Source organism: Streptococcus nakanonensis, from assembly GCF_059738785.1.
In genome coordinates this window covers 992,092-1,015,312 of record NZ_AP027139.1, presented here as the reverse complement: position 1 = coordinate 1,015,312, position 23,221 = coordinate 992,092, and the positions used below count along the sequence as shown (strand labels likewise).

Annotated in this window: 18 protein-coding genes and 1 tRNA gene; 3 read left to right on the top strand and 16 right to left on the bottom strand. The window is 40.7% G+C overall.

The features are described from left to right. Positions 1-105: 105 nt before the first annotated feature. From AC6I9F_RS04930 to zwf, 3 genes are all read left to right on the top strand, one after another. Positions 106-2,271 carry an ABC transporter substrate-binding protein/permease gene (locus tag AC6I9F_RS04930; protein WP_498023122.1) on the top strand — a complete coding sequence of 722 codons (2,166 nt, stop codon included), beginning with the start codon at positions 106-108 and terminating at the stop codon, positions 2,269-2,271. Then, positions 2,271-3,011 carry an amino acid ABC transporter ATP-binding protein gene (locus AC6I9F_RS04925; protein WP_084887071.1) on the top strand — a complete coding sequence of 247 codons (741 nt, stop codon included), beginning with the start codon at positions 2,271-2,273 and terminating at the stop codon, positions 3,009-3,011. The genes AC6I9F_RS04930 and AC6I9F_RS04925 overlap by 1 nt, the downstream gene beginning before the upstream one ends. Before the next feature lie 150 nt (positions 3,012-3,161). Next, positions 3,162-4,649 (top strand): glucose-6-phosphate dehydrogenase, encoded by a 1,488-nt coding sequence (zwf, locus tag AC6I9F_RS04920; protein ID WP_498023119.1) that lies wholly within the window; start codon positions 3,162-3,164, stop codon positions 4,647-4,649. A gap of 45 nt (positions 4,650-4,694) precedes the next feature. On the opposite strand, the gene ftsY is transcribed toward zwf, so the two are convergent. From ftsY to AC6I9F_RS04840, 16 genes are all read right to left on the bottom strand, one after another. After that, positions 4,695-5,984, bottom strand: coding sequence for a signal recognition particle-docking protein FtsY (ftsY, locus tag AC6I9F_RS04915; RefSeq protein ID WP_498023117.1), 1,290 nt, complete (start codon positions 5,982-5,984; stop codon positions 4,695-4,697). 3 nt (positions 5,985-5,987) lie between these two features. After that, positions 5,988-6,806: a Cof-type HAD-IIB family hydrolase gene (locus AC6I9F_RS04910; protein ID WP_498023115.1), complete on the bottom strand. Its 819-nt coding sequence runs from the start codon at positions 6,804-6,806 to the stop codon at positions 5,988-5,990. Then, on the bottom strand, positions 6,806-7,600 hold the full coding sequence (locus tag AC6I9F_RS04905; RefSeq protein WP_498023114.1) for a Cof-type HAD-IIB family hydrolase: 795 nt from the start codon (positions 7,598-7,600) through the stop codon (positions 6,806-6,808). The genes AC6I9F_RS04910 and AC6I9F_RS04905 overlap by 1 nt, the downstream gene beginning before the upstream one ends. Then, a complete protein-coding gene (gene smc / locus AC6I9F_RS04900) occupies positions 7,597-11,136 on the bottom strand; it encodes a chromosome segregation protein SMC (protein ID WP_164226209.1) in 3,540 nt (1,179 codons plus the stop codon). The genes AC6I9F_RS04905 and smc overlap by 4 nt, the downstream gene beginning before the upstream one ends. Next, positions 11,127-11,825 (bottom strand): ribonuclease III, encoded by a 699-nt coding sequence (gene rnc, locus AC6I9F_RS04895; RefSeq protein WP_000661480.1) that lies wholly within the window; start codon positions 11,823-11,825, stop codon positions 11,127-11,129. The genes smc and rnc overlap by 10 nt, the downstream gene beginning before the upstream one ends. Before the next feature lie 183 nt (positions 11,826-12,008). Beyond that, a tRNA-Arg gene (locus AC6I9F_RS04890) sits at positions 12,009-12,080 on the bottom strand. A 66-nt stretch (positions 12,081-12,146) separates the two neighbouring features. Then, positions 12,147-13,133, bottom strand: a complete 987-nt coding sequence (locus tag AC6I9F_RS04885) for a GMP reductase (RefSeq protein ID WP_049546505.1) — start codon at positions 13,131-13,133, stop codon at positions 12,147-12,149. Between the two features lie 172 nt (positions 13,134-13,305). After that, positions 13,306-14,622, bottom strand: a complete 1,317-nt coding sequence (locus AC6I9F_RS04880) for an McrC family protein (protein ID WP_164226208.1) — start codon at positions 14,620-14,622, stop codon at positions 13,306-13,308. Further along, positions 14,609-16,276, bottom strand: coding sequence for an McrB family protein (locus AC6I9F_RS04875; protein ID WP_498023181.1), 1,668 nt, complete (start codon positions 16,274-16,276; stop codon positions 14,609-14,611). The genes AC6I9F_RS04880 and AC6I9F_RS04875 overlap by 14 nt, the downstream gene beginning before the upstream one ends. Before the next feature lie 291 nt (positions 16,277-16,567). Next, positions 16,568-17,347 (bottom strand): L-threonylcarbamoyladenylate synthase, encoded by a 780-nt coding sequence (locus tag AC6I9F_RS04870; RefSeq protein ID WP_000160498.1) that lies wholly within the window; start codon positions 17,345-17,347, stop codon positions 16,568-16,570. A 27-nt stretch (positions 17,348-17,374) separates the two neighbouring features. Then, positions 17,375-17,968, bottom strand: a complete 594-nt coding sequence (gene leuD, locus AC6I9F_RS04865) for a 3-isopropylmalate dehydratase small subunit (protein ID WP_112443768.1) — start codon at positions 17,966-17,968, stop codon at positions 17,375-17,377. Positions 17,969-17,977: 9 nt separating this feature from the next. Continuing rightward, positions 17,978-19,360 carry a 3-isopropylmalate dehydratase large subunit gene (gene leuC / locus AC6I9F_RS04860; RefSeq protein ID WP_164226206.1) on the bottom strand — a complete coding sequence of 461 codons (1,383 nt, stop codon included), beginning with the start codon at positions 19,358-19,360 and terminating at the stop codon, positions 17,978-17,980. A 3-nt stretch (positions 19,361-19,363) separates the two neighbouring features. Next, positions 19,364-19,633, bottom strand: coding sequence for a DUF1294 domain-containing protein (locus AC6I9F_RS04855; protein ID WP_000762420.1), 270 nt, complete (start codon positions 19,631-19,633; stop codon positions 19,364-19,366). Beyond that, a complete protein-coding gene (gene leuB / locus AC6I9F_RS04850) occupies positions 19,630-20,667 on the bottom strand; it encodes a 3-isopropylmalate dehydrogenase (protein WP_498023109.1) in 1,038 nt (345 codons plus the stop codon). Before leuB ends, AC6I9F_RS04855 begins: the two co-directional genes overlap by 4 nt. An 11-nt stretch (positions 20,668-20,678) precedes the next feature. Continuing rightward, a complete protein-coding gene (locus tag AC6I9F_RS04845) occupies positions 20,679-22,241 on the bottom strand; it encodes a 2-isopropylmalate synthase (RefSeq protein WP_498023107.1) in 1,563 nt (520 codons plus the stop codon). Between the two features lie 313 nt (positions 22,242-22,554). Continuing rightward, positions 22,555-23,211 (bottom strand): MmcQ/YjbR family DNA-binding protein, encoded by a 657-nt coding sequence (locus tag AC6I9F_RS04840; RefSeq protein WP_498023105.1) that lies wholly within the window; start codon positions 23,209-23,211, stop codon positions 22,555-22,557. Positions 23,212-23,221 lie beyond the last annotated feature (10 nt).

Genomic DNA, 23,221 nt, shown 5'->3' with positions numbered 1-23,221 from the left:
AACAAGAATTATGGATGTTATATTTTCTAACACAGAAATATAAAAATTTGCCTTTTTTTACTTTTTCTGATATAATGGGAAAATATTCGGAAAAGGAGACTAAAAATGAAGAAAAAATTTCTAGCATTTTTGCTAATTTTATTCCCAATTTTCTCATTAGGTATTGCAAAAGCTGAAACGATTAAGATTGTTTCTGATACCGCCTATGCACCTTTTGAGTTTAAAGATTCAGATCAAACTTATAAAGGAATTGATGTTGACATTATTAACAAAGTCGCAGAGATTAAAGGATGGAATATTCAGATGTCCTATCCTGGATTTGATGCAGCGGTCAATGCGGTTCAAGCTGGGCAAGCTGATGCCATCATGGCAGGGATGACAAAGACGAAAGAACGTGAAAAAGTCTTCACCATGTCTGATACTTACTATGATACAAAAGTTGTCATTGCTACTACAAAATCACATAAGATTAGTAAATATGACCAATTAACTGGCAAAACCGTTGGTGTTAAAAACGGAACAGCTGCTCAACGTTTCCTAGAAACGATTAAAGATAAATACGGCTTTACTATTAAAACATTTGACACTAGTGATTTGATGAACAACAGCTTGAGTGCTGGTGCCATTGATGCTATGATGGATGACAAACCTGTTATCGAGTATGCCATTAACCAAGGTCAAGACCTTCATATTGAAATGGATGGTGAAGCTGTAGGTAGCTTTGCTTTCGGTGTGAAAAAAGGAAGCAAATACGAGCATCTGGTTACTGAATTTAACCAAGCCTTAGCTGAAATGAAAAAAGATGGTAGCCTTGATAAAATCATCAAAAAATGGACTGCTTCATCGTCTTCAGCAGTGCCAACTACAACTACTCTTGCAGGCTTAAAAGCTATTCCCGTTAAGGCTAAATATATCATTGCCAGCGATTCTTCTTTTGCACCTTTTGTTTTCCAAAACTCAAGTAACCAATACACTGGTATTGATATGGAATTGATTAAGGCAATCGCTAAAGACCAAGGTTTTGAAATTGAAATCACCAACCCTGGTTTCGATGCCGCTATCAGTGCTGTTCAAGCTGGACAAGCTGATGGTATCATTGCTGGTATGTCTGTCACAGATGCTCGTAAGGCAACTTTTGACTTCTCAGAATCATACTACACTGCTAATACTATCCTTGGTGTCAAAGAATCAAGTACCATTGCTTCTTATGAAGATTTGAAAGGGAAGACAGTTGGTGTTAAAAACGGAACTGCTTCTCAAACCTTCCTAACAGAAAATCAAAGCAAATACGGCTACAAAATCAAAACCTTCGCTGATGGTTCGTCAATGTATGACAGTTTAAACACTGGTGCCATTGATGCCGTTATGGATGATGAGCCTGTTCTCAAATATTCTATCAGCCAAGGACAAAAATTGAAGACACCAATCGCTGGAACTCCAATCGGTGAAACAGCCTTTGCTGTTAAAAAAGGAGCAAATCCAGAATTGATTGAAATGTTCAATAACGGACTTGCAAACCTTAAAGCAAACGGAGAATTCCAAAAGATTCTTGACAAATACCTAGCTAGCGAATCTTCAACTACTTCAACAAGCACTGTTGACGAAACAACTATCTGGGGCTTGCTTCAAAACAACTACAAACAACTCCTTAGCGGTCTTGGTATCACTCTTGCTCTAGCTCTTATCTCATTTGCTATTGCTATTGTTATCGGGATTATCTTCGGTATGTTTAGCGTTAGCCCCTACAAATCTCTTCGTGTGATTTCTGAGATTTTCGTTGACGTTATTCGAGGTATTCCATTGATGATTCTTGCAGCCTTCATCTTCTGGGGAATTCCAAACTTCATCGAGTCTATTACAGGCCAACAAAGTCCAATTAACGACTTTGTAGCTGGTACTATTGCCCTTTCTCTCAATGCAGCCGCTTATATCGCTGAAATCGTTCGTGGTGGTATTCAGGCCGTTCCAGTTGGCCAAATGGAAGCCAGTCGAAGCTTGGGTATCTCTTATGGAAAAACTATGCGTAAGATTATCTTGCCACAAGCAACTAAATTGATGTTGCCAAACTTTGTTAACCAATTCGTTATCGCACTTAAAGATACAACCATCGTATCTGCTATCGGTTTGGTTGAACTCTTCCAAACTGGTAAGATTATCATTGCCCGTAACTACCAAAGTTTCAAGATGTATGCAATCCTTGCTATCTTCTATCTTGTAATTATCACACTTTTGACTAAACTAGCGAAACGCTTAGAAAAGAGGATTCGTTAATGGCAAAATTAAAAATTGATGTAAATGATTTACACAAAAGCTACGGAAAAAATGAAGTTTTAAAAGGAATTACGACCAAGTTCTATGAAGGAGATGTTGTTTGTATCATCGGTCCTTCGGGTTCTGGTAAGTCAACTTTCCTTCGTAGCCTAAATCTTTTGGAAGAAGTTACTAGCGGTCACATCACTGTGAACGGTTATGACTTAACTGAAAAAACAACTAATGTTGACCACGTCCGTGAAAATATCGGAATGGTGTTCCAACACTTCAACCTCTTCCCACACATGTCTGTTTTGGACAACATCACCTTTGCTCCTATTGAGCACAAGTTGATGACTAAGGAAGAAGCTGAGAAATTGGGAATGGAGTTGCTTGAAAAGGTTGGACTAGCAGATAAAGCTAATGCCAATCCAGATAGCCTATCAGGTGGTCAAAAACAACGTGTAGCCATCGCTCGTGGACTAGCAATGAATCCAGACATCATGCTCTTTGATGAACCAACTTCTGCCCTTGACCCTGAGATGGTCGGAGACGTACTGAACGTTATGAAGGAATTGGCTGAACAAGGCATGACCATGATCATTGTAACCCACGAGATGGGATTTGCCCGTCAGGTTGCCAACCGTGTTATCTTTACTGCGGACGGTGAATTCCTTGAAGATGGGACACCTGATCAAATCTTTGACAACCCACAACACCCACGTCTGAAAGATTTCTTGGACAAGGTCTTAAACGTTTAAACGCAAACTGTAAGGATTTCCTTGCAGTTTTTTTCTACCTCGTATTGGAATTTTTGATTTTTCGGAAAATTATGTTAGAATTAAGTTTATGAAATGAGGTTTCCTCATACCTAGCAAGACTAGGAATAAAAATAGAAATTAGGTAGCTAGATGTCATCTAAGGTTATTGTTACAATTTTCGGTGCGAGTGGAGACCTGGCTAAACGCAAGCTCTACCCTTCCCTTTTTAGACTATATAAATCCGGCAATCTTTCCAAACATTTTGCCGTTATTGGAACTGCCCGTCGTCCTTGGAGCAAGGAATATTTTGAATCTGTTGTAGTCGAATCGATCCTTGATTTAGCAGATAGTACCGAACAGGCTCAAGAGTTCGCTAGCCACTTCTACTATCAAAGTCATGATGTCAATGATACGGAGCACTACATTGCTTTGCGTCAATTGCAGGTTGAGCTAAATGACAAGTACCAAGCTGAACACAACAAGCTCTTCTTCTTGTCTATGGCGCCTCAATTCTTTGGAACCATTGCCAAACACCTTAAGTCTGAAAACATTGTAGATGGTAAAGGTTTTGAACGTTTAATCGTTGAAAAACCATTTGGTACAGATTACGCAAGCGCAAGCAAGTTGAATGACGAGCTCCTAGCAACATTTGACGAAGAACAAATTTTCCGTATCGACCATTATCTTGGTAAGGAAATGATCCAAAGCATCTTTGCAGTTCGCTTTGCAAACTTGATTTTTGAAAACGTTTGGAACAAAGACTTTATCGACAATGTTCAAATTACCTTTGCGGAGCGCTTAGGCGTAGAAGAACGTGGTGGCTATTATGATGAATCTGGTGCCCTCCGTGACATGGTACAAAACCACACTCTACAACTCCTTTCCCTTCTTGCCATGGACAAGCCAGCAAGCTTCACAAAAGATGAGATCCGTGCTGAAAAGATTAAGGTCTTTAAAAACCTCTATCATCCAACTGATGAAGAACTTAAAGAACACTTTATCCGTGGTCAATATCGTTCTGGTAAGATTGATGGCATGAAATACATCTCTTATCGTAGCGAGCCAAATGTGAATCCAGAATCTACAACTGAAACCTTCGCATCTGGTGCCTTCTTTGTTGACAGCGATCGTTTCCGCGGTGTTCCTTTCTTCTTCCGTACTGGTAAACGTCTGACCGAAAAAGGAACTCATGTCAACATCGTCTTTAAACAAATGGACTCTATCTTTGGTGAGCCACTTGCTCCAAATATTTTGACCATCTATATCCAACCAACAGAAGGATTCTCTCTCAGTCTAAATGGGAAGCAGGTAGGAGAAGAATTTAACTTGGCCCCTAACTCACTTGATTACCGTACAGATGCAACCGCAACTGGTGCTTCTCCAGAACCATACGAGAAATTGATTTATGATGTCCTAAATAATAACTCAACTAACTTTAGCCACTGGGATGAAGTTGGGGCATCATGGAAATTGATTGACCGTATCGAAGAGCTCTGGGCTGAAAATGGTGCCCCACTTCATGACTATAAAGCTGGAAGTATGGGACCTCAAGCAAGCTTTGACTTACTTGAAAAATTCGATGCCAAATGGACTTGGCAACCAGATATCGCCTATCGTCAAGATGGTCGTTTAGAATAACAAAAATTCCTGCAAGTTTGTAGCTTGCAGGATTTTTGTTTCTGATTAGATTAAGCCTTCCAAGAGACCTTTCATAAAGTTTTCTGAGTTAAACTCTCCAATATCATCGATTTTTTCACCAAAACCAATCAACTTAACTGGAATATTGAGTTCTTCACGGATGGCTAATACTACACCACCACGAGCAGTTCCATCAATCTTAGTCAAGACAATTCCAGTTAATGGCGTGATTTTTGAAAATTCTTTGGCCTGTACCAGGGCATTTTGACCTGTTGATGCATCAAGAGCCAAGAAGGTTTCATGCGGCGCCTCTGGCACAACACGTTTGATGATACGACCAATCTTTTCTAGCTCAGCCATGAGGTTATCCTTATTTTGCAGACGACCAGCGGTGTCAATCATAAGAATATCGATACCTTCAGATACGGCACGTTCCATTCCATCAAAGACTACACTGGCTGGGTCAGCTTTTTCAGGTCCAGTTACAACTGGAACGTCAACACGACGACCCCATTCAGCAAGCTGGGCTACTGCGCCCGCACGGAAGGTATCTGCCGCAACCAACATGACCTTCTTACCTGCTTGTTTGTAGCGGTGGGCTAGTTTTCCGATAGAAGTTGTTTTCCCAACACCATTAACACCGACAAAGAGCATGACTGTCAAGCCATTTTGGAAGTGGATACTTTCATCATAGTTTCCATCCTTTTCATAAAGCTCAACCAATTTCTCAATGATCACACGGCGTAGTGCGTCAGGTTTCTTGGCGTTTTCAAGCTTGGCTTCGTAACGTAGCTCCTCTGTTAAGTTAGAAGCGACTTGGACACCAACGTCACTCATAATCAGCAGTTCTTCCAGTTCCTCGAAAAATTCTTCGTCAACAGAGCGGAAGTTAGCAAAGAAGGCATTCAAGCGAACTCCGAAGCCTGTACGAGTTTTCTTGAGACTACGGTCATATTTTTCCTGAACAGTTTCTTCTGCTTGAGGCCTTTCTGGTTCAAGCACTTCAAAATTATTTTCTTCTACAGTCTCTAGTAGCTCAGAATTCTCTTCCTCTGTGACTTCTTGTGAGTTTGGCAATTCTTCGACTTCTTCTTGAAAAACTACTACAGTTGGCTCTGAATCCTGACTTTCTTCAACTGTGTCTTGGATTTCCTCTTCTTGGAGCAGAGCTTGTTCAACAATTTCAACCTCTGCTTCTTCTTGAGGAACTCCCTCATTTTCTGCAAGAGCAAGCTCATTATCTTCAGACAAATCAAGATTTTCCAGAGCTTCTTTTACAACTTCTTCGATTTTAGGTTCTTCTTTTTTTCCGAAAAGACGGTCAAATAATCCCATATCTTAGTTCTCCTTTAGCACATATTCTTCGATAGCCCAGGCAACAGCCTCTTCATCATTGGTCATTGGAGTCACCACATTTGCAACCGCCTTGACTTCAGGAACAGCGTTTTGCATGGCAACACCGAGCCCTGCCCATTCAATCATAGAAAGGTCATTGGCCTCATCTCCACAGGCCATCACTTGGCTTTGGTCGATTCCAAGATGGCTGATTAGTTTTGTTAAACCTGTTGCTTTATGGACATTTTTAGGAGACCACTCTAATAACATCTCACGTGATTTGAAGATTTCATATTGGTCAAACAATTCTGGAGAAATCTTCTGAATAGCTGCATCCAAGGGTTCTTGAGCAAAGGCAGTCACACATTTATTGTAAGTCATTTGACTAGATAGGTCTTCAAAGTCCACTGGAACAAAAGTCAATGCTGGATTGAATTTGGCATAAAGACTTTCTTGGTCCGATTGAATTTGATAAACAGTTCCTTCTGAGATGGCATCAAGAGGCAGTGATAATTTCTCTGTTTCTTCATACAAGCGTGCCACATCATCATATGAAAAGACTGTCTTATCAAGGATTTCACCTGTATTTTTCTGAACCAAACCACCATTAAAAGTAATCGTATACTCATCTTCATGGCCGTCAGTCCCTAGCTCATGGAGAAAGAAATCCATAGCTTTTAAGGGACGACCAGTTGTCAATACGACCTTGATACCACGATCACGCGCAGCTTTCAAGGTTGCCTTGGTACGATCCGTCAGCCTTTTATCAGTAGTCAGCAAGGTCCCGTCCAAGTCCAATGCGATCAATTTTATATCTGCCATTATAAGCCCTCCATATAAGCTATAACCGACTGGTCCTTATGGTGACCAATCACTGTCTCTGCTAATTCTAAAATTTCAGGTCGTGCATTTTCAGGAGCTACAGGATGTCCCACAACCTGCATCATGTGCAAATCATTTAGATTGTCTCCAAAAGCCATAACCTGACCCATTTTGATGCCAAGTTTTTTAGCTAATTCAACAATGGCCACTCCCTTATCGACATAGTCCAGAACAATATCAATGGATTCAAAGCCAGTTGTCATGGCCTTAACACCAGGAACATGTTCATTGACCCAAGCTTCCCCAGCTTCCAGCGTTTCTTCTGTGAAGTTGGTTGTAAATTTGAAAATGTCATCTGTAATATCTTCCAGACTCGCTACTTTTTGGATATTTTCATTATAGTGCTGACTCACTTTCAAATAGGTCTCATCAACCGTATCTAGAACATAAGATCCTTTTTTCCCCGTCAAGAGCAGTTTATTGATATCTACATAAGGTGACGTTTTCAGCTTTTCAAAAGTTGTCAGATAAAACTCACGAGACATAGTCGCTTCATACAAGTCTTGACCTCGATATTCTACCAAACTGCCATTTTCCGCGATAAAAATAATATCCTCACGAACATCTGCAAATAATTTTTCTAAGGACAGAAATCCCCGACCCGAAGCCACTGCAAAGTAAATCCCTTTTTCCTTGTAGGAAACCAAGAGAGACTTGAGGCGGTCCATATCAAAGCGCCCATTCCCATCTAGAAAAGTTCCATCCATATCTGTTGCTACTAGTTTAATTGTCATCCTTCAATACTTTCTAAATCTTTTAACTTAACCGAAACAATTTTTGAGACACCTGATTCTTGCATGGTCACTCCATAGATAGAATCAGCCGCTGCCATGGTTCCCTTACGGTGGGTCACAACGATAAACTGGCTGTCCTTGTCAAATCGATTGAGGTAATCCCCAAAACGTTTAACATTAGCTTCATCCAGCGCAGCTTCCACCTCATCCAAGATGACAAATGGGATAGTCTTAACTCGAATGATAGAGAAAAGCAAAGCTAGAGCCGATAGGGCTTTTTCACCACCACTCATAAGGTTAAGCGACTGGATTTTCTTACCTGGTGGTTGGACAGAAATCTCAACACCAGCTGTTAAAAGGTCGCCCTCAGTCAAAATGAGGTCTGCCTGACCTCCGCCAAACATCTGTTTGAAGGTCACTTTAAAGGACTCACGAATAGCTTCAAAGGTTGATTTAAAGCGTTCCTTGACCTCATCATTCATCTCTGTAATGGTCTCAAGGAGCAGATTTTTCGCTGACAAAATGTCATCTCGCTGGCTATTGAGGAAATCCAGACGGCTGTGAACTTCTTCGTACTGTTCAATAGCATCCAAGTTGACAGGACCCAGTGAGCGAATAGCCTTCTCTAAATCCTGCACCTCTTGCTCTGCCAAATTGAGGTTTTCCAACTCATGCGCCTTTTCTAGTGCTTCAGTATAGCTAATCTGATACTGGTCTGTTAATTGACTTTGTAGATGGCGCAAGCGCTCGCTGACCTTTTCTTTCTTGGCTTCAGCACGAGTTTGCTTGCGAATCCACTCCTCATTCTGTTGGCGAGCCTGATCCAAATGACTAGCAATATCATCCAGTTGACCTTCTATATCATCCAACTCAAACTGCTTGCGAATTAAACCTTGTTGGAGGTTCGTTTTCTGAGTTTTGGCTTCTTCGGCCTGCTGGGCTAGAAGCTCTGTATCAACTTTCTCAAGATTGTCAACTTTTTCTTGGAGAAGGCGCTGGATTTCATCTTGTTCGATATTCAGATTATCCAATTCCTTGCCTAAACGTTCAATATCAGCAACTTCATAACGTTTTTGCCCTTGCAGTTCTGTCTTAAGCAAGCGAGCTTGTGCTAGCTCTTCCTGCAAGTTCTGATAACGTTCTTGGATGGCATTTTTGTTAGACTTGATCTCTTCAATCTCAGCTTCCAGATTTTGCTTATCACTGGCAATAGTAGCAAGGTGCTCTTGGCATTTTTCCTTATCTGCTTGCCAATCTCCTTCAGAAAGACGATCTAATTCCTCTTCTTGGAGTTTCCAAAGAGTTTCTAGCTCTTCAACTTGCTGACTGGTCTGCTGATAAGCTAGGGACAAGCCCTGCTCCTGAATACGAGCCTGCTCTCCTTGAGATTTGATGGTTTCTAATGATTCGGTCAATCTAGCCATCTGGTCTTGTAAGGTCTTCAAAGTCGACTCTTCTGAACGCAGACTTGCTTCCTCTTTAGCAATTTCTTTTTGTAATTGCTCCAGTTCTGGCTTGATGAAGATGCTGTTGTTCTGACGATTGGCTCCACCTGCATAGGAACCACCTGTGCGCAACTCTGTACCGTCCAATGTCACCATACGGACCTGATAACGAACCTGGCGAGCTGCTGCACGCGCATGTTCTACGGTATCAAAGATAGCCGTCGTAGCTAGCAAGTTCTTGAAAATGCCTTCCAGTCTAGTATCGAATGTCACTAACTCATCTGCCATGCCCAAAAATCCCGGACTTGCAGCAATAGCATCTTGGTTCTGACTAGAAATCGTACGCGCCTTGATCGTTGTCAAAGGAAGGAAAGTTGCACGACCGGCTCTGTTTCGTTTGAGGAAATCAATAGCCTTAGTCGCCGCGTTCTCATCTTCCACAATAATATGCTGACTACTGGCTCCAAGCGCAATCTCTAGGGCTGTTTGATAATGCACATCAAAGGTCAGATGCTCACTGACTGCCCCAATAATCCCACCAAGGCGATCTTTCTCTTGGAGAACACTCTTAACACCTGCATAAAAGTTACTATGATTTCTCAGGATATTTTCCAAACTCTGAGCTCTCGCCTGCTTATTTTTGAGATTATCCAAATGGTCAAATAGTTGGCTTTGTTGAGCTTGATAGGAAGTTTTCTGCTCCTCTTGGTCCTTGGCAATAGCTTGGTAGTCGGCCAATAATTTCTGAACATGCTCCTTGGCAGTTTCAAGCTCATTCCTTTGCTGGCTTGCCTTTTCTTTAGCTGTAGCCAGCTGTTCTTTCAGCTTTTCTAATTGATCTGCTTGTTTTTGAGAAAGCTGACGACTATTTTCCAACTCGTTTTCGATACGGGTCAACTGGTTTGAGACATCCACTTCTTCTTGTAAAAGGGATACAAAGCGTTCACGTAATAGCTCAATCATCTGATCAGGATCATCTGAAAAAGCCAGCAATTCAGCTTCTAAACGATTGAGTTTTTGATTATTTTGGACTAGATTTTCCTCTAAAAGTGCTAAAGAGCTTTCCTTATCAGATTTTTCTTTGCTGAGTGAATTTCTCTTATCCTCCAAAGCAGCCAAACGAGCTTGTGCTTCTTGTTGATTGAGGGCTACTTGCTCAGATTCTAGTTTAGATAGGGCTAATTTTCTCTCTAAATCACTAATCAGACTGGTCAAGTCCATCAAACTGCCCTGATCTTTGGCCATTTCAGCCTGCAAATCTTGGCGTTGCTTTTTAAGAGTTTGGTTTTCTTCTTCTAATTTTTCACGCTTCTGGTAGTAGCTCGTCAATAGTTCCTGAACCTGAGCCAACTCTTCTTCTGTCAACTCTAATTCAGCCTTATTTTCCTTGATTTGAGCAACCAGCACGTCTAAATAAATAGCCTTGCGTTGACCTTCCAAGTCTAAAAACTTACGGGCATTCTCAGCTTGCTTCTCAAGAGGCTTGATTTGATTATCCAACTCGTAGATAATGTCCTCTAAGCGGTCTAGATTATCCTGAGTTTGTTGTAGTTTACTCTCAGTTTCTTTTCTGCGAGTCTTGTATTTCAAAACACCTGCAGCTTCTTCAAAAATAGCTCGGCGTTCTTCGGGCTTGGAATTAAAAATCTCCTCAACCTTTCCTTGAGAAATGATGGAGAAGGAATCTCGTCCCAAACCTGTATCCAAGAAAAGATCATGAATATCACGCAGACGGACTTTCTTGCTGTCAATTTTGTATTCGCTATCTCCACTACGATAGATATGGCGTTCTACCCTGATTTCTTGACCTGCGTCCTTGATAAATCCGTCATGATTATCCAGAGTCACAACTACAGAAGCATAATTGAGCGGTTTGCGACTTTCAGTTCCAGCAAAAATGACATCCGGCATCTTGCCGCCACGGAGACTCTTAACACTTGACTCCCCCAAAGCCCAACGCAGACTTTCTGTAATATTTGACTTTCCAGATCCATTGGGTCCAACAACTGCCGTCACACCTTGGTCAAAGACGACCTTGGTCTTATCAGCAAAAGACTTGAATCCCTGAATTTCGATTTCCTTTAAATACATGAATCCAGCCCTTTCTCAACGGCATTTTTGGCAGCTTCCTGCTCTGCTAATTTCTTAGAACGACCTTGACCTTGACCAATGCTCTTGCCTTCAACAAGAACTTCTACATCAAAGACCTTATCATGGGCAGGTCCCGTTTCAGAAATCACCTGATAACGGATAGCCACATCCCCATTGACTTGAAGTAACTCTTGGAGATGGGTTTTGTAGTCTGTAATCATCTCAAATTCGCCTGCTTCAACCTTAGGAATCATGACTTGATAGATAAATTCCTTGACCTTGGCCACATCCTTGTCCAAAAGGAGGGCACCGAGAAAGGCTTCAAAGGCATCACCAAGAATAGTGTCACGATTGCGACCACCAGACTTTTCTTCCCCCTTACCCAGCTTGATAAACTGATCAAACTGGCAATCACGCGCAAAACCAGCCAAACTCTCCTCGCGAACAATCATGGCACGGAGTTTAGACAAATCACCCTCAGGCTTTTTAGGATATTTTTTATACAGATATTCTGAAATCAATAACTGTAGAACAGCGTCTCCTAAAAATTCCAAGCGCTCATTGTGTGAAATTTTTAAGAGGCGGTGCTCATTGGCATAACTCGTATGAGTAAAGGCAGTCTCCAGTAACTTTTTGTCTGCAAATTCGATTGCAAAATGGTTTTTAAGTACAGTTTGTAATTCTTTCATACCAACCTCTTTCTAACTGATAACAGTCCTTTTTATTATATCAAAAAAAGCCCCCTGAGTCACTCTAAAATGGGACTGGAGAGCATTTGGGAATTCTTTGAAAAGAGATTTTCAGTTTTAAGGGCCAATTTAGGGCTGTGTAAAGAAAAAAGCCCTACTAAAGGCTTTCTTAGGATGTTTACATCCACCCTGAGGGAATCGAACCCCCATCTCAAGAACCGGAATCTTACGTGATATCCATTACACTAAGGGTGGAAACTTGTTTTATTATAACAGAAATTTGCTCTAATAACAAGTTTTTTTCTAGACGGATAGCCCGTCTTAGTGGGAAGCATCCCCATTCCAGATAGAGTTTTTCACGATAACATAATCAACGTGTTTAAGGTCAGCAACCTGACGTCCACCTGCATACGAAATGGCACTTTGAAGGTCTTGTTCCATCTCAGTAAGGGTATCTTGCAAATGACCTTTGGCAGGAAGCAAGATACGTTTTCCTTCCACGTTTTTATAAGCTCCTTTTTGGTATTGTGAAGCTGAACCGTAGTATTCTTTGAACTGTTCACCATCGACTTCAATCGTTTTCCCTGGACTTTCAATATGTCCTGCAAAGAGGGAACCAATCATGACCATGCTAGCACCGAAGCGGATAGACTTGGCAATATCACCGTGAGTACGAATTCCTCCATCAGCAATAATCGGTTTACGCGCAGCCTTGGCACACCAGCGGAGAGCAGCCAACTGCCAACCACCTGTACCAAAACCAGTCTTAACCTTGGTGATACAAACCTTACCAGGACCAATTCCGACCTTAGTAGCATCCGCACCAGCATTTTCAAGTTCACGCACAGCTTCTGGTGTTCCCACATTTCCAGCAATGACAAAAGTATCTGGCAATTCTTTCTTGATGTGTTGAATCATAGAAATCACACTATCCGCATGACCATGGGCAATATCAATCGTGATGTACTCAGGAGCATCAGCCTTGAGCTGGCTAACAAAATCATACTCATAATCCTTAACACCGACAGATATAGAAGCAATAAGCCCTTGATCGTGCATGCGTTTAATAAAAGGAATGCGTCCTGCCTCATCAAAACGATGCATAATGTAGAAGTAACCCCCTTTAGCCAGTTGCTCTGCTACATTTTCATCCAAAATCGTCTGCATATTAGCTGGCACAACAGGTAGTTTAAAGGTGTGCTTTCCTAGAGTTACACTTGTATCCGCTTCTGCACGGCTTTTAATCACACATTTATTTGGAATCAATTGAATATCTTCGTAATCAAAAATTGGAAATTCATTTAACATATCGATGTCTCGTTTCTTTTGTAATGACCTACCTATGCTCTCGCATCACTACGTCTTTTCCGACGTTTCCTTAATTCATTATAAACCAAAGTACAGTTTTTGTCAAATTATTTTATGAATTAAAATATATCGTTCGGATTTTCTTCTGTGAATAAAAAAGAAAGTGGAGAGATTATTTTCTCCCCACTTCTTTAGTAATATTCCTTTTAAAAGTTTCTTCGGAGTTTTCCATCATTTCACAAAATTCACGATAGGATGAAGAGTTCTGAGGAATTTGAATAGACCATTTCTTCAACAAAGCTCCGTACCCTGCTAGCTTTCCTATCTCATTATCAACCGCCTTTTTCTCACTAGGGAAAATAAGACCAGCCTTCTCAGCTTTTAAAATATAAGAATAGGAAATCAGCTGGAACAAGTCCTCACGATTTATTTCTTTTTCAGCTTTTTCAAGCCTTTTATATTTAGCGTCTAATACTATTTTAAGCTCTTCTTGATAAAAATCTGGATATACTTTTCTTTCTTGACTAGAAAATACTGAAATTCCGTCCGTCTTATCTTTATTCCGTGGATGGATAAAATCTTTTGGCAACAAAATATGAACATACTCTTCCCAAAGCCAGGCAACATCAAAAAGAATACCATGAATTTTTTGATTTTGATACCCTAAACCGTGCTTTTCTTGGTTTAGAATCATCAGACAAAGTTCTTGTAACTTTCTGTACTCGTTAAAGTATGCATGACGTAGAGGTTTAGATTGATTTCCCCGAGTAATCTTAGCACGATCAGCTAGTTTATAAGAGGGCGTTACACGCACGATTTCAGATACGTTTTCACGACTAGTTGAGAGATTATCTAGTACCCCTTGACCAATGCTTTTCTGATTCTTAATGTATTCAATAGTGTGACGGACCAACTGCATGAGGGGATTATCATAGGTGAACTCTCTCGTTGTGTAGGCAATATTTCCCGTGAAAGGAAGATTTTTCTTGAGATGGTTTCTTACATCAACTACTCCTTTTACATGACTATCGTTATGGAAAAATCTCTGATATTCCTTATAAAGACCTTTTCTGAGAGCAGCTTGCAAATACTTAGGAAAGAGGTAAATCAAAAGCTGATAGAGTTTATCCTCTGGAGATAGACCAACATCCAAACTAGTCAGATTGATATGAAGAACCTTTTGTAAAAGATAATGCAAAAAATGGTCATTACTCTCATTAGAAAAGCGAGAGGAAATCGTTAATCTTTCCTGACAACACCCCAGAAAACCAATCACATTTCCAGTCTTGATTTTCTGATTAACTGTTTCCAAAATCTTTTGTTTCTTATCCAAATCTGGAGAATATTGTAGGTCATTTGGGAAAACAAAGATACTGTCTTCTTGAGAAAGATTTCCTAATGTTCTATCTAAAAGAAGTTTGTTTAGTTTGGGATATTCTGCGACAAAGTCTTCCTTAGCAATTTCATGATGATTATCAGTTATCCTCATCTTTATTTTCATCGCTTTCTTCGTCACCTGTATGTTTCTGAATAGTTTGCTCATTTTCTTTTAAATCAAACGCTTTTTTCAATATTTTTAGTTTTTCAACTTCCTCATAGGAACCACGTAGATAATCTTCCAAAAGTGGTTTGAGATAATCAGACCAGAGTAATTCATAGTCAAAGTCTACATCCTGCAACTTAAGGAAATAACTTGGTCCGATATGATAATGACTATTTAATTCCTGAACGTTTTCGATAGCAACATTCAAGTTTCTTAAACGTTTTTTCGCTTCTTCAGCTTTATCACCAAGAGCAGTATCGAGCATACCTAATTGGCTTTCAGCAGTAACTTCAACAAAACGGAAACGACGACGCATAGCAAAATCAAAGGTATCCACTGAGCGGTCAATATCATTCATAGTCCCAATGATATAAACATTTTCAGGGATATAAAATTTCTCATCAGTCTCATGTAAATTAGCATACTGGGTAGAAACACTTCCCTTTTCACCACGATAACCAGGATCGATAGAGAAAAAGAGTTCACCAAAAATCTTAGAAATCTCCCCACGATTGATCTCATCGATGATGAAAACGAAGTTTTTCAATTCATTATCTATTTCTATTATTTCATCCTGAATACTTTCATTTTTTATCATTTTGTAAAGTGTCAAATAGTATGAAAATTCTTGGGTTGCATTATTTTTATTAAAAAACTGAGTTATATCTTTAACATGTTCAAATTGAGATTCTGAAGTTAACATTGCTTCGATATCTTTAATTTTCAATTTTGCATTTTTTGATACCTCATTTTCAGGAATAGATATATAAATGTAATTTTCATCAATTTCTGTAATGATAAAGGACGATTGACGTTTTGTATATAACTTGTCAGACGGAAACTCCATATTAGCAAAATATTTTGAAATCTTTGCTATTGATTTTTTTTCCTTTTCTAAATCATCCTTGTTTTTATGTGAATAAAGCCAATTTTTCTTTGCTTTCAAACAAAACTCTTTAAAAATACCATCTTGTAATTTAAACTCAATAGATCCATCCCCATTTGATACTGGTCTTAAACCCTCCACAAAATCCGTATAATCATAGGATGGGTGAAATTGTACAAATCCGATTTGGTCTTCATTGCCATCCGTTAATTCTTTAGCGATTTCTTTAGCAAGATAAGTTTTTCCCGTACCTGGTGCACCTCGAAGGATGAGGTTTTTGGATTTTTTTAATATACCACTATAATCAAATAAAAAATCATTCCTTAACATAGTTTCGCTTTCTAATTTTTTATACTTTTTCCAATTAGGATGATTCAAAAAATAGTCATAGTCTTGAATTATAATTTCATCACTTGCAGCAAATTTTATTAACTGGTTAGTCTCTTTAGTTCGATACTTAATATCTGATGGAAACCATATTGTTTCTTGCCCCGTAAAGAAAAACCACTCCCTCTCTATATACTCTTTATTCCAATCAACAATAATGGTATGCCCATCATCTAAAATCTCTTTAACAGTCGCCATTCCACGAATTTTCATCACAGAAACCTTTAAATCATCTTTCTTTACACAAGGTAAATTCTTCTTTTTGACATATGTGGATTTAGCAAATAAAATGTCACCTGGTTTAATTTTATTAAACAACTTTAACATTTTTTGATACTGTTTATTTTCCTCGTTGTTATGCCATCCTAATTCCCACTTTCCTTCTTTCCTGAAATATTCAAGATAATCATCATCACCAAATCTTGTACCAACAAAAAAGTAATTATTTTGTTTACTGTTCATTTGAATACTCCTTTAATTAACTTTTACAAGTAAGTTCTATTAATATATAGTTCACCTCTAGCATATCATATCTATCAAAAAATGAAAAGAATTTCTAAATAAAAAGCCCAGTGTTAGGAGCTTTAATGTCTCTTAACGCTAGACTTCTTCTCTATCCTAATAATACTCTCCCTGGCGGTAGTCCCATGAGTTAAAGGTATCTGACAGGTGCATCATGATTTTATCAATGTCAAGCCCTTTGCGGATTACAACTGGAGCTGGTGAAGTTGAGCGAGCTCCTCCTTGTTCTGGAATGAGTTTGCCGTCTTTATCGACCATAGAGACCATCACACCTTGCTCGTAGCGTGTTTCAATCGTTTTGTCAGGTTGGATAGATGCCACATAGTCATCTGCTTCAATGACAAGGTCCACTGCTCCTTCGATGCGTTCTCCGATACCTTCTACCTTACCACGGTTTCCTTTTCCAGATGGGTTTGCAGATGAGGCATAGACCATCTTGCCTTCTTCCCAAAGTTTGGCAGCCAATTGTTCACCAGCTTTCCCAAACTTGATAACGAAACAGCTAGTACCACGAACGTCAGTCATCAGTTCTTCACGGCCATCCCCATAAGCTTTCAATTTCTCAAAGGCTTCTGGTTTCCAAGGAAGGATACAACCAAGAAGAATATCTTCATCCCAATGTTTTTGGTAGAAGGCTTCAATTTCTGGATTGAGTTGTGCTAAAGCACGAAGCTCATCCATGCTACCGCAGAGAACAACACCTGGTTTGTTACGATTACGCTCTTTGGCTGCGAACTTGCGTTCAAGACCTGCCTTGTCACTAGTCATAATAATGTAACCAACTTTTGTAGGGCAAACGATACATCCGCCCTCACCTTTTAAAATGTCATAGCCTTCTTGTGAAAGTGTTCCGTTCCATTGAATGTGTTTTGTCATAGTTCTATTTCCTTTTCTATTTTTCTTCTAATCCTGCCAGTAGGCTGGTCGTTGTTTTTCATAAGCAGCAATCAAATCTTCATACTGCAAGGTAATACCGATATCATCCAAACCATTTAAGAGTTTGTGTTTCCACTCACTATCGATTTCAAAAGTGAATTCTCCAATTGGTGAGATGATTTTTTGTTGTTCCAAGTCCACAGTTATCTGGTCAGTCGATTGTAGCTGGGCTAGTTTCTCTCTAACCTCTCTGGGCTGTACAATAGGCAACATGCCATTATTGAGTTCATTATTGTAATGAATATCACCAAAAGATCCTGCAATTACGACCTTGAAACCATAGTCCGCTAGAGCCCAAGCTGCGTGTTCCCTCGAAGACCCTGCCCCAAAGTTATCCCCTGAAATGAGAATACTAGCTTTACGATATTCAGGTCGGTTAAAGACAAAGTCTGGGTCCTCAGTATACTTGTCATCCAAATAACGCCAAGCATACATGAGGTACTTACCAAAGCCTTTTTTATCAATTAACTTGAGAAACTGCTTGGGAAGGATTTGGTCGGTGTCGATGTTATCATTCATGAGAGGAACGGTCGTTCCCGTATAAACTGTAAATTTCTCCATATCCTCTCCTTACTGGGCTTCTGGCATTTTCCGAACATCTACAAAGCGCCCTGCGATAGCTGCTGCAGCTGCCATGGCTGGACTGCAGAGGTGAGTCTTAGCACCAAATCCCTGTCTGTCTTCAAAGTTGCGGTTGCTGGTTGAGGCACAGTGAACGCCATCTGGAACCTTGTCAGGATTCATCCCCAGACACATGGAGCAACCAGGGTCTCTCCACTCAAAGCCAGCATCTAGAAATACCTTGTCCAAGCCCAACTTCTCAGCAGCTCGTTTGACAGGACGAGAACCTGGGACTACGATAGCCGTTAAGTTGGGGGCTATTTTCTTTCCTTTGACAAATCGCGCAGCCAGTTGCAAGTCACTGAGACGAGCATTGGTACAAGAACCGATAAAGATATAGCCTAGTTCAATATCAGCTGGCTTTTGACCAGGCTCCAAGTCCATGTAATTGTAGGCTCGCTCATCATTCATATCCTTAATTTCTGGGAAGCTACTGTCAAAGTCAACACCCATAGCAGGATTGGTGCCCCAAGTCACCATGGGAGCCAATCCTGAGACATCCATCTGGATAACCTTATCATAAACGGCATCCTCATCACTGACAATTGTTTTCCAATCCGCCACAGCCTCTTCGAAGTCCTTTGGAACACACTCGCGTCCCCTGAGATAATCATAGGTGGTTTGATCTGGATTCATGATTCCCATCTTGGATCCAAACTCGATGGACATATTGCAGATAGTCATTCGCTCTTCCATACTCAGTGCATCAATCGCTTGCCCACGATATTCCACCACATAGCCAACTCCACAGGCAACACCGTACTTGGCAATCAAGGCTAAAATGTAATCCTTGGAATAAACTCCTTTTTGAGGGACGCCAGTGAATTCCACCAGCATTTTCTTTGGTTTAACCTGCCAGAGTGTCTGGGTAGCAAAGACATGCTCGACTTCACTGGTCCCAATCCCAAAGGCGATTGCTCCGAAAGCTCCGTGGGTTGCTGTGTGACTGTCTCCACAGACAATGAATTTTCCTGGTTGGGTCCGTCCTGTCTCTGGACCAACCATATGAACGATTCCTTGCTTTTCGGAACCGTGGGCCGCATGTTCAATCCCAAACTCCTCAACATTTTCAGCCAGCTTATCAATTTGAGCCTTGGAAATGACATCTCTAATATCGTAGATATTGACCGTCGGGACGTTGTGGTCAAAGGTTCCAAATGTCAAGTCTGGCCGTCTCAATCTGCGACCTGCATCTCGTAGTCCTTGAAAAGCCTGAGGGCTGGTCACTTCATGAATATAGTGCTGGTCCACATACATGAGTTGGGGTTGCCCCTCTTCTCCTGTGATGACATGACGGTCCCATAATTTATCAAAAATCGATTTTCCTGCCATCCATTACCTCCAAATAAAATATAAGGCTACTAGTGTGGACACCATACCAAGAAACCAAACTGTTTTAAAATACCATTTTCGAGTCTTGTGATGAAAGATGATTCCTGCTAACCAGGCCCCAAAACCACCACAAGTAAAGGCTAAAATGAGTAAGATTTTCTCAGGGATGCGCCACGCTCTTCTTCTTGCCTTAGATTTGTCAATGCCATAAATGATGAAAATCATGACATTCCAAATCAAGAGGGCAAGAGTAATTTTTTCATCTAACTTCATAACCTTGCAATAATAGCTTCCGTCATTTCCTTGGTCGAAGCCTGTCCACCTATATCTCTTGTTAAAATGCCATCCGCTAAACTTGCCTCAACAGCATGCTCGATACGCTCCGCATCCTTATAACGTCCAAAACTATCTCTCAGCATCATGGCCACTGATAAAATCATGGAGATAGGATTGGCAATTCCTTGACCAGCAATATCAGGTGCTGAACCGTGAATAGGTTCATAGAGACTTGGTCCATTTTCAGAATGACTGGCTGATGGCATAACCCCAAGTGTGCCAGATAGAACGCTTGATTCATCAGATAAGATATCTCCGAAAAGATTCTCTGTCACGATAACATCAAACTTAGCAGGATTGGTAATCATAAGCATAGCAGCTGAGTCCACTAACTGGTGTTCCAAGGTTACATCTGGGAAATCCTGCGCGACTTCCTCAGCTACTTTCCGCCAGAGTTTTGAGGTCGCTAGAACATTTTGCTTATCGATACTAGTAACGATTTTTCTGCTATTTCTTGCAATTTCAAAGGCTTTACGAACAATTCGCTCCACTTCCTCATAGCTATAGTCATTGATATCACGCGCTTTTCTCTCTTCAAGAATATGATCCCCAAAATAAATCCCACCTGTCAACTCCCGCACCACAACAAAGTCTACACCAGCAATTCGTTCTGGTTTAAGAGGTGACAAATGCTTAAGACTGTCAAAGATTTTTACAGGGCGAATATTAGCATAGAGACTGAGTTCCTTACGGAGAGCCAGCAAGCCTTGTTCAGGCCGAACCGCTGCTCTATCATACTGGGGACTACCGATAGCCGCTAGGAGAATGGCATCTGCTTCACGACATACCTTGAGGGTTTCATCAGGTAAGGGATGCCCTGTAGCATCAATACCTGCACCTCCAAAAAGTCGTCTGTCTATTTCATAGACAAAGCCTGTTTTTTTAGCTAGAGCCTCCAGAACTTCTAAACCAGCCTCCATGATTTCTGGGCCAATTCCGTCCCCTGCTAGAGCTACTATTTTCTTTGTCATAGCCTTCTCCTTTACACACTAGGCATATCGCGGTAAGAAACACTGCGTCCCATCTCACCAGCATTCTCTTTTTGAACAAAGGTATTGGCATTGATGTAGGCAATAGCAGATGCTTTCAGTACATCGAAATCAAGTCCCGCTGCATTAAAGATGGTTTCTGTATCTCTGTTTTCAACAGTGACCAAGACCCGAGCTTGGGCATCAATTCCATCTGTCACCGCATCAATGGTATAGGACACCAAGCGGACAGATTGGTTAAAGAACTTATCGATAGCGTTAAAGATCGCTTCAACGGAACCTTGCCCTGTCGCATTAAATTCGACTTTCTCACCATCCATATTGGCTAGGCTTACGAGCGCTTCGATGTCATTATCAGCATGAGTTTGCAGTTGTAAATCATCAAAGTGGAAGCCTTCTGGATTTTCAACCATGGTTCCAGCTACCAGCGCACGAATATCTGCATCTGTGATTTCTTGTTTCTTGTCTGCTAACGCCTTGAACTTCGCAAAGAGTGGTTTGATATCCTCTTCTGTAAAATCTAGGGCCAGTTCTCTTAGTTTCTCGACAAAGGCATGGCGACCTGACAATTTTCCAAGTGGGAGGCTATTACTCTTGACACCAACCAATTCAGGGGTGATAATCTCATAAGTAAGAGGATTTTTAAGAACTCCATCTTGGTGAATACCAGATTCATGAGAAAAGGCATTACCTCCAACGACGGCCTTGTTTTTAGGAACTGGAATTCCTGAGAAGCGAGAAACCATTTCTGACGTATTCATTGTTTCATTCAAAACAATATCACTAGTTACTTGGAAGAAATCCTCACGAATCTTCAAAGCAACAGCTACTTCCTCAAGAGCAACATTACCAGCTCGCTCCCCGATACCATTGATGGTTCCTTCGACACGTCCTGCTCCGTTCTTGACAGCAGCAAGGCTATTAGCTACTGCCATTCCGAGGTCATCATGACAGTGAGGCGAATAGATAATCTGACGATCTGTCTTGACATTCTCAATCAGGTATTTGAAGATGGCTCCGTACTCTTCTGGAGTGGTGAATCCAACCGTATCAGGAATATTGATATAAGACGCCCCTGCATCAACCGCTGTTTGAACAACTTGCAAGAGGAAATCCAACTCTGTTCTAGTCGCATCCTCAGGAGAGAATTCGACTATCTCAAACTTAGAACGGGCATAGGAAACATGCTCCTTGATAGCTTCCAAAATCTCTTCCTTGCTCTTATTGAGCTTGTACTTGCGATGAATGGGACTGGTAGCGATAAAGACGTGAACCTGTGGATATTTGGCATCCTTGAGGGCTTCATAACAAGCATCAATATCAGACTTGACAGAGCGTGCCAAACCAGTCACTGCCGTTTTCTTCAAGACCTTAGCAATCTCCTGCACTGCTGTGAATGAATCAGGACTCGCCGCCGGAAAACCAGCTTCGATTGCTGAAATGCCCCATTTCTCCAGCTGCCTTGCAATGGCAATTTTTTCCTTGATTGAAAAATTAACGCCAGGTGTCTGCTCTCCATCCCGAAGGCTGGTATCTAGAAATTCAACTGTTCTCATAAGATTTCCCCTTTTCCAAATGTGATTTTAAAAAAACATCTCGCTCAGAAACCCAAGCGAGATGTTGATTTACTCCCGCTTGGTAAGCCAAACAGGACTAATGCTTTTTGCACTAGCCCGAGTACCTCAACAACAAAGCAAATTGATTAAACTTAGCTGTTTTCATGTTTGACTTTCTCCTTTGTTTGATATCTTGTTTAGTATTTTAGCATAGGCAAAAGCACTTGTCAAGAAAAAATCCAATATTTTCTGAAAATTTCTTCAGTAGAGAATATTTAGCTAATTGAAAGTTATTGAAAATCCTTGAAATATTTCATTTTTTAGAAGTTAAATTCCAGCTTCTTTCTATCAATTCCAGTACTCCTTCATCTGATAAAGTATCATCAAGCGCCACACTAATCCAGTAGCGTTTGTTCATATGAAAAGCTGGATAAATGCCCTTTTGTGAAAGCAAGTCCGCTACTTGGTCGTGTTTGAGATTGACTGCTTCCACTTGTCCTTCTCTGCCCTTTTCCAGCTTATCCCAAGAGATTTTCATCAAAACAGCATACCACTTTTGATTGCCTTCATGTCTTAACACTGCCGTATCAGGCGATTTTTCCCACAGATATTCCAACTGATTTCCGTACTTTTCCTGAACTTGAGTCATGATACGCTTAGTTTGAGGACAGATAAAATCCTGCACATCAAAACAAGCCTTCCGAATCTGGTAAAGAGTCTCCAAACAAGCCTCACGGACACTTCCTACAAAACTCCCACGCATGCTTTCCATATGAACTTGAGGATAGAGATCACCAGTCTCCTGGTCAAAGACTTGAAAACTCACATTATCAGCAGTGATGGACACAGTCATGACAAAGTCGCCCTGCAAAATCTGGCTGCTATAATTCCAGACTCCCCTATTTTCTACAAAACCAAAAGCTTTAGCCTTTTCGTGATTAAACTGATAGGATTTAAAAATTTCAAACATAAGTGAAAAC

Coding starts and splice junctions, on each gene's coding strand:
- AC6I9F_RS04880 (WP_164226208.1), bottom strand. CDS start 14,622: ATGAGGATAACTGATAATCATCATGAAATTGCTAAGGAAGACTTTGTC.
- leuB (WP_498023109.1), bottom strand. CDS start 20,667: ATGACAAAGAAAATAGTAGCTCTAGCAGGGGACGGAATTGGCCCAGAA.
- AC6I9F_RS04930 (WP_498023122.1), top strand. CDS start 106: ATGAAGAAAAAATTTCTAGCATTTTTGCTAATTTTATTCCCAATTTTC.
- leuD (WP_112443768.1), bottom strand. CDS start 17,968: ATGGAGAAATTTACAGTTTATACGGGAACGACCGTTCCTCTCATGAAT.
- AC6I9F_RS04845 (WP_498023107.1), bottom strand. CDS start 22,241: ATGAGAACAGTTGAATTTCTAGATACCAGCCTTCGGGATGGAGAGCAG.
- smc (WP_164226209.1), bottom strand. CDS start 11,136: ATGTATTTAAAGGAAATCGAAATTCAGGGATTCAAGTCTTTTGCTGAT.
- AC6I9F_RS04910 (WP_498023115.1), bottom strand. CDS start 6,806: ATGGCAGATATAAAATTGATCGCATTGGACTTGGACGGGACCTTGCTG.
- AC6I9F_RS04870 (WP_000160498.1), bottom strand. CDS start 17,347: ATGACAAAACACATTCAATGGAACGGAACACTTTCACAAGAAGGCTAT.
- AC6I9F_RS04875 (WP_498023181.1), bottom strand. CDS start 16,276: ATGTTAAAGTTGTTTAATAAAATTAAACCAGGTGACATTTTATTTGCT.
- AC6I9F_RS04885 (WP_049546505.1), bottom strand. CDS start 13,133: ATGTTAAATGAATTTCCAATTTTTGATTACGAAGATATTCAATTGATT.
- AC6I9F_RS04905 (WP_498023114.1), bottom strand. CDS start 7,600: ATGACAATTAAACTAGTAGCAACAGATATGGATGGAACTTTTCTAGAT.
- leuC (WP_164226206.1), bottom strand. CDS start 19,360: ATGGCAGGAAAATCGATTTTTGATAAATTATGGGACCGTCATGTCATC.
- AC6I9F_RS04840 (WP_498023105.1), bottom strand. CDS start 23,211: ATGTTTGAAATTTTTAAATCCTATCAGTTTAATCACGAAAAGGCTAAA.
- AC6I9F_RS04855 (WP_000762420.1), bottom strand. CDS start 19,633: ATGAAGTTAGATGAAAAAATTACTCTTGCCCTCTTGATTTGGAATGTC.
- rnc (WP_000661480.1), bottom strand. CDS start 11,825: ATGAAAGAATTACAAACTGTACTTAAAAACCATTTTGCAATCGAATTT.
- AC6I9F_RS04925 (WP_084887071.1), top strand. CDS start 2,271: ATGGCAAAATTAAAAATTGATGTAAATGATTTACACAAAAGCTACGGA.
- zwf (WP_498023119.1), top strand. CDS start 3,162: ATGTCATCTAAGGTTATTGTTACAATTTTCGGTGCGAGTGGAGACCTG.
- ftsY (WP_498023117.1), bottom strand. CDS start 5,984: ATGGGATTATTTGACCGTCTTTTCGGAAAAAAAGAAGAACCTAAAATC.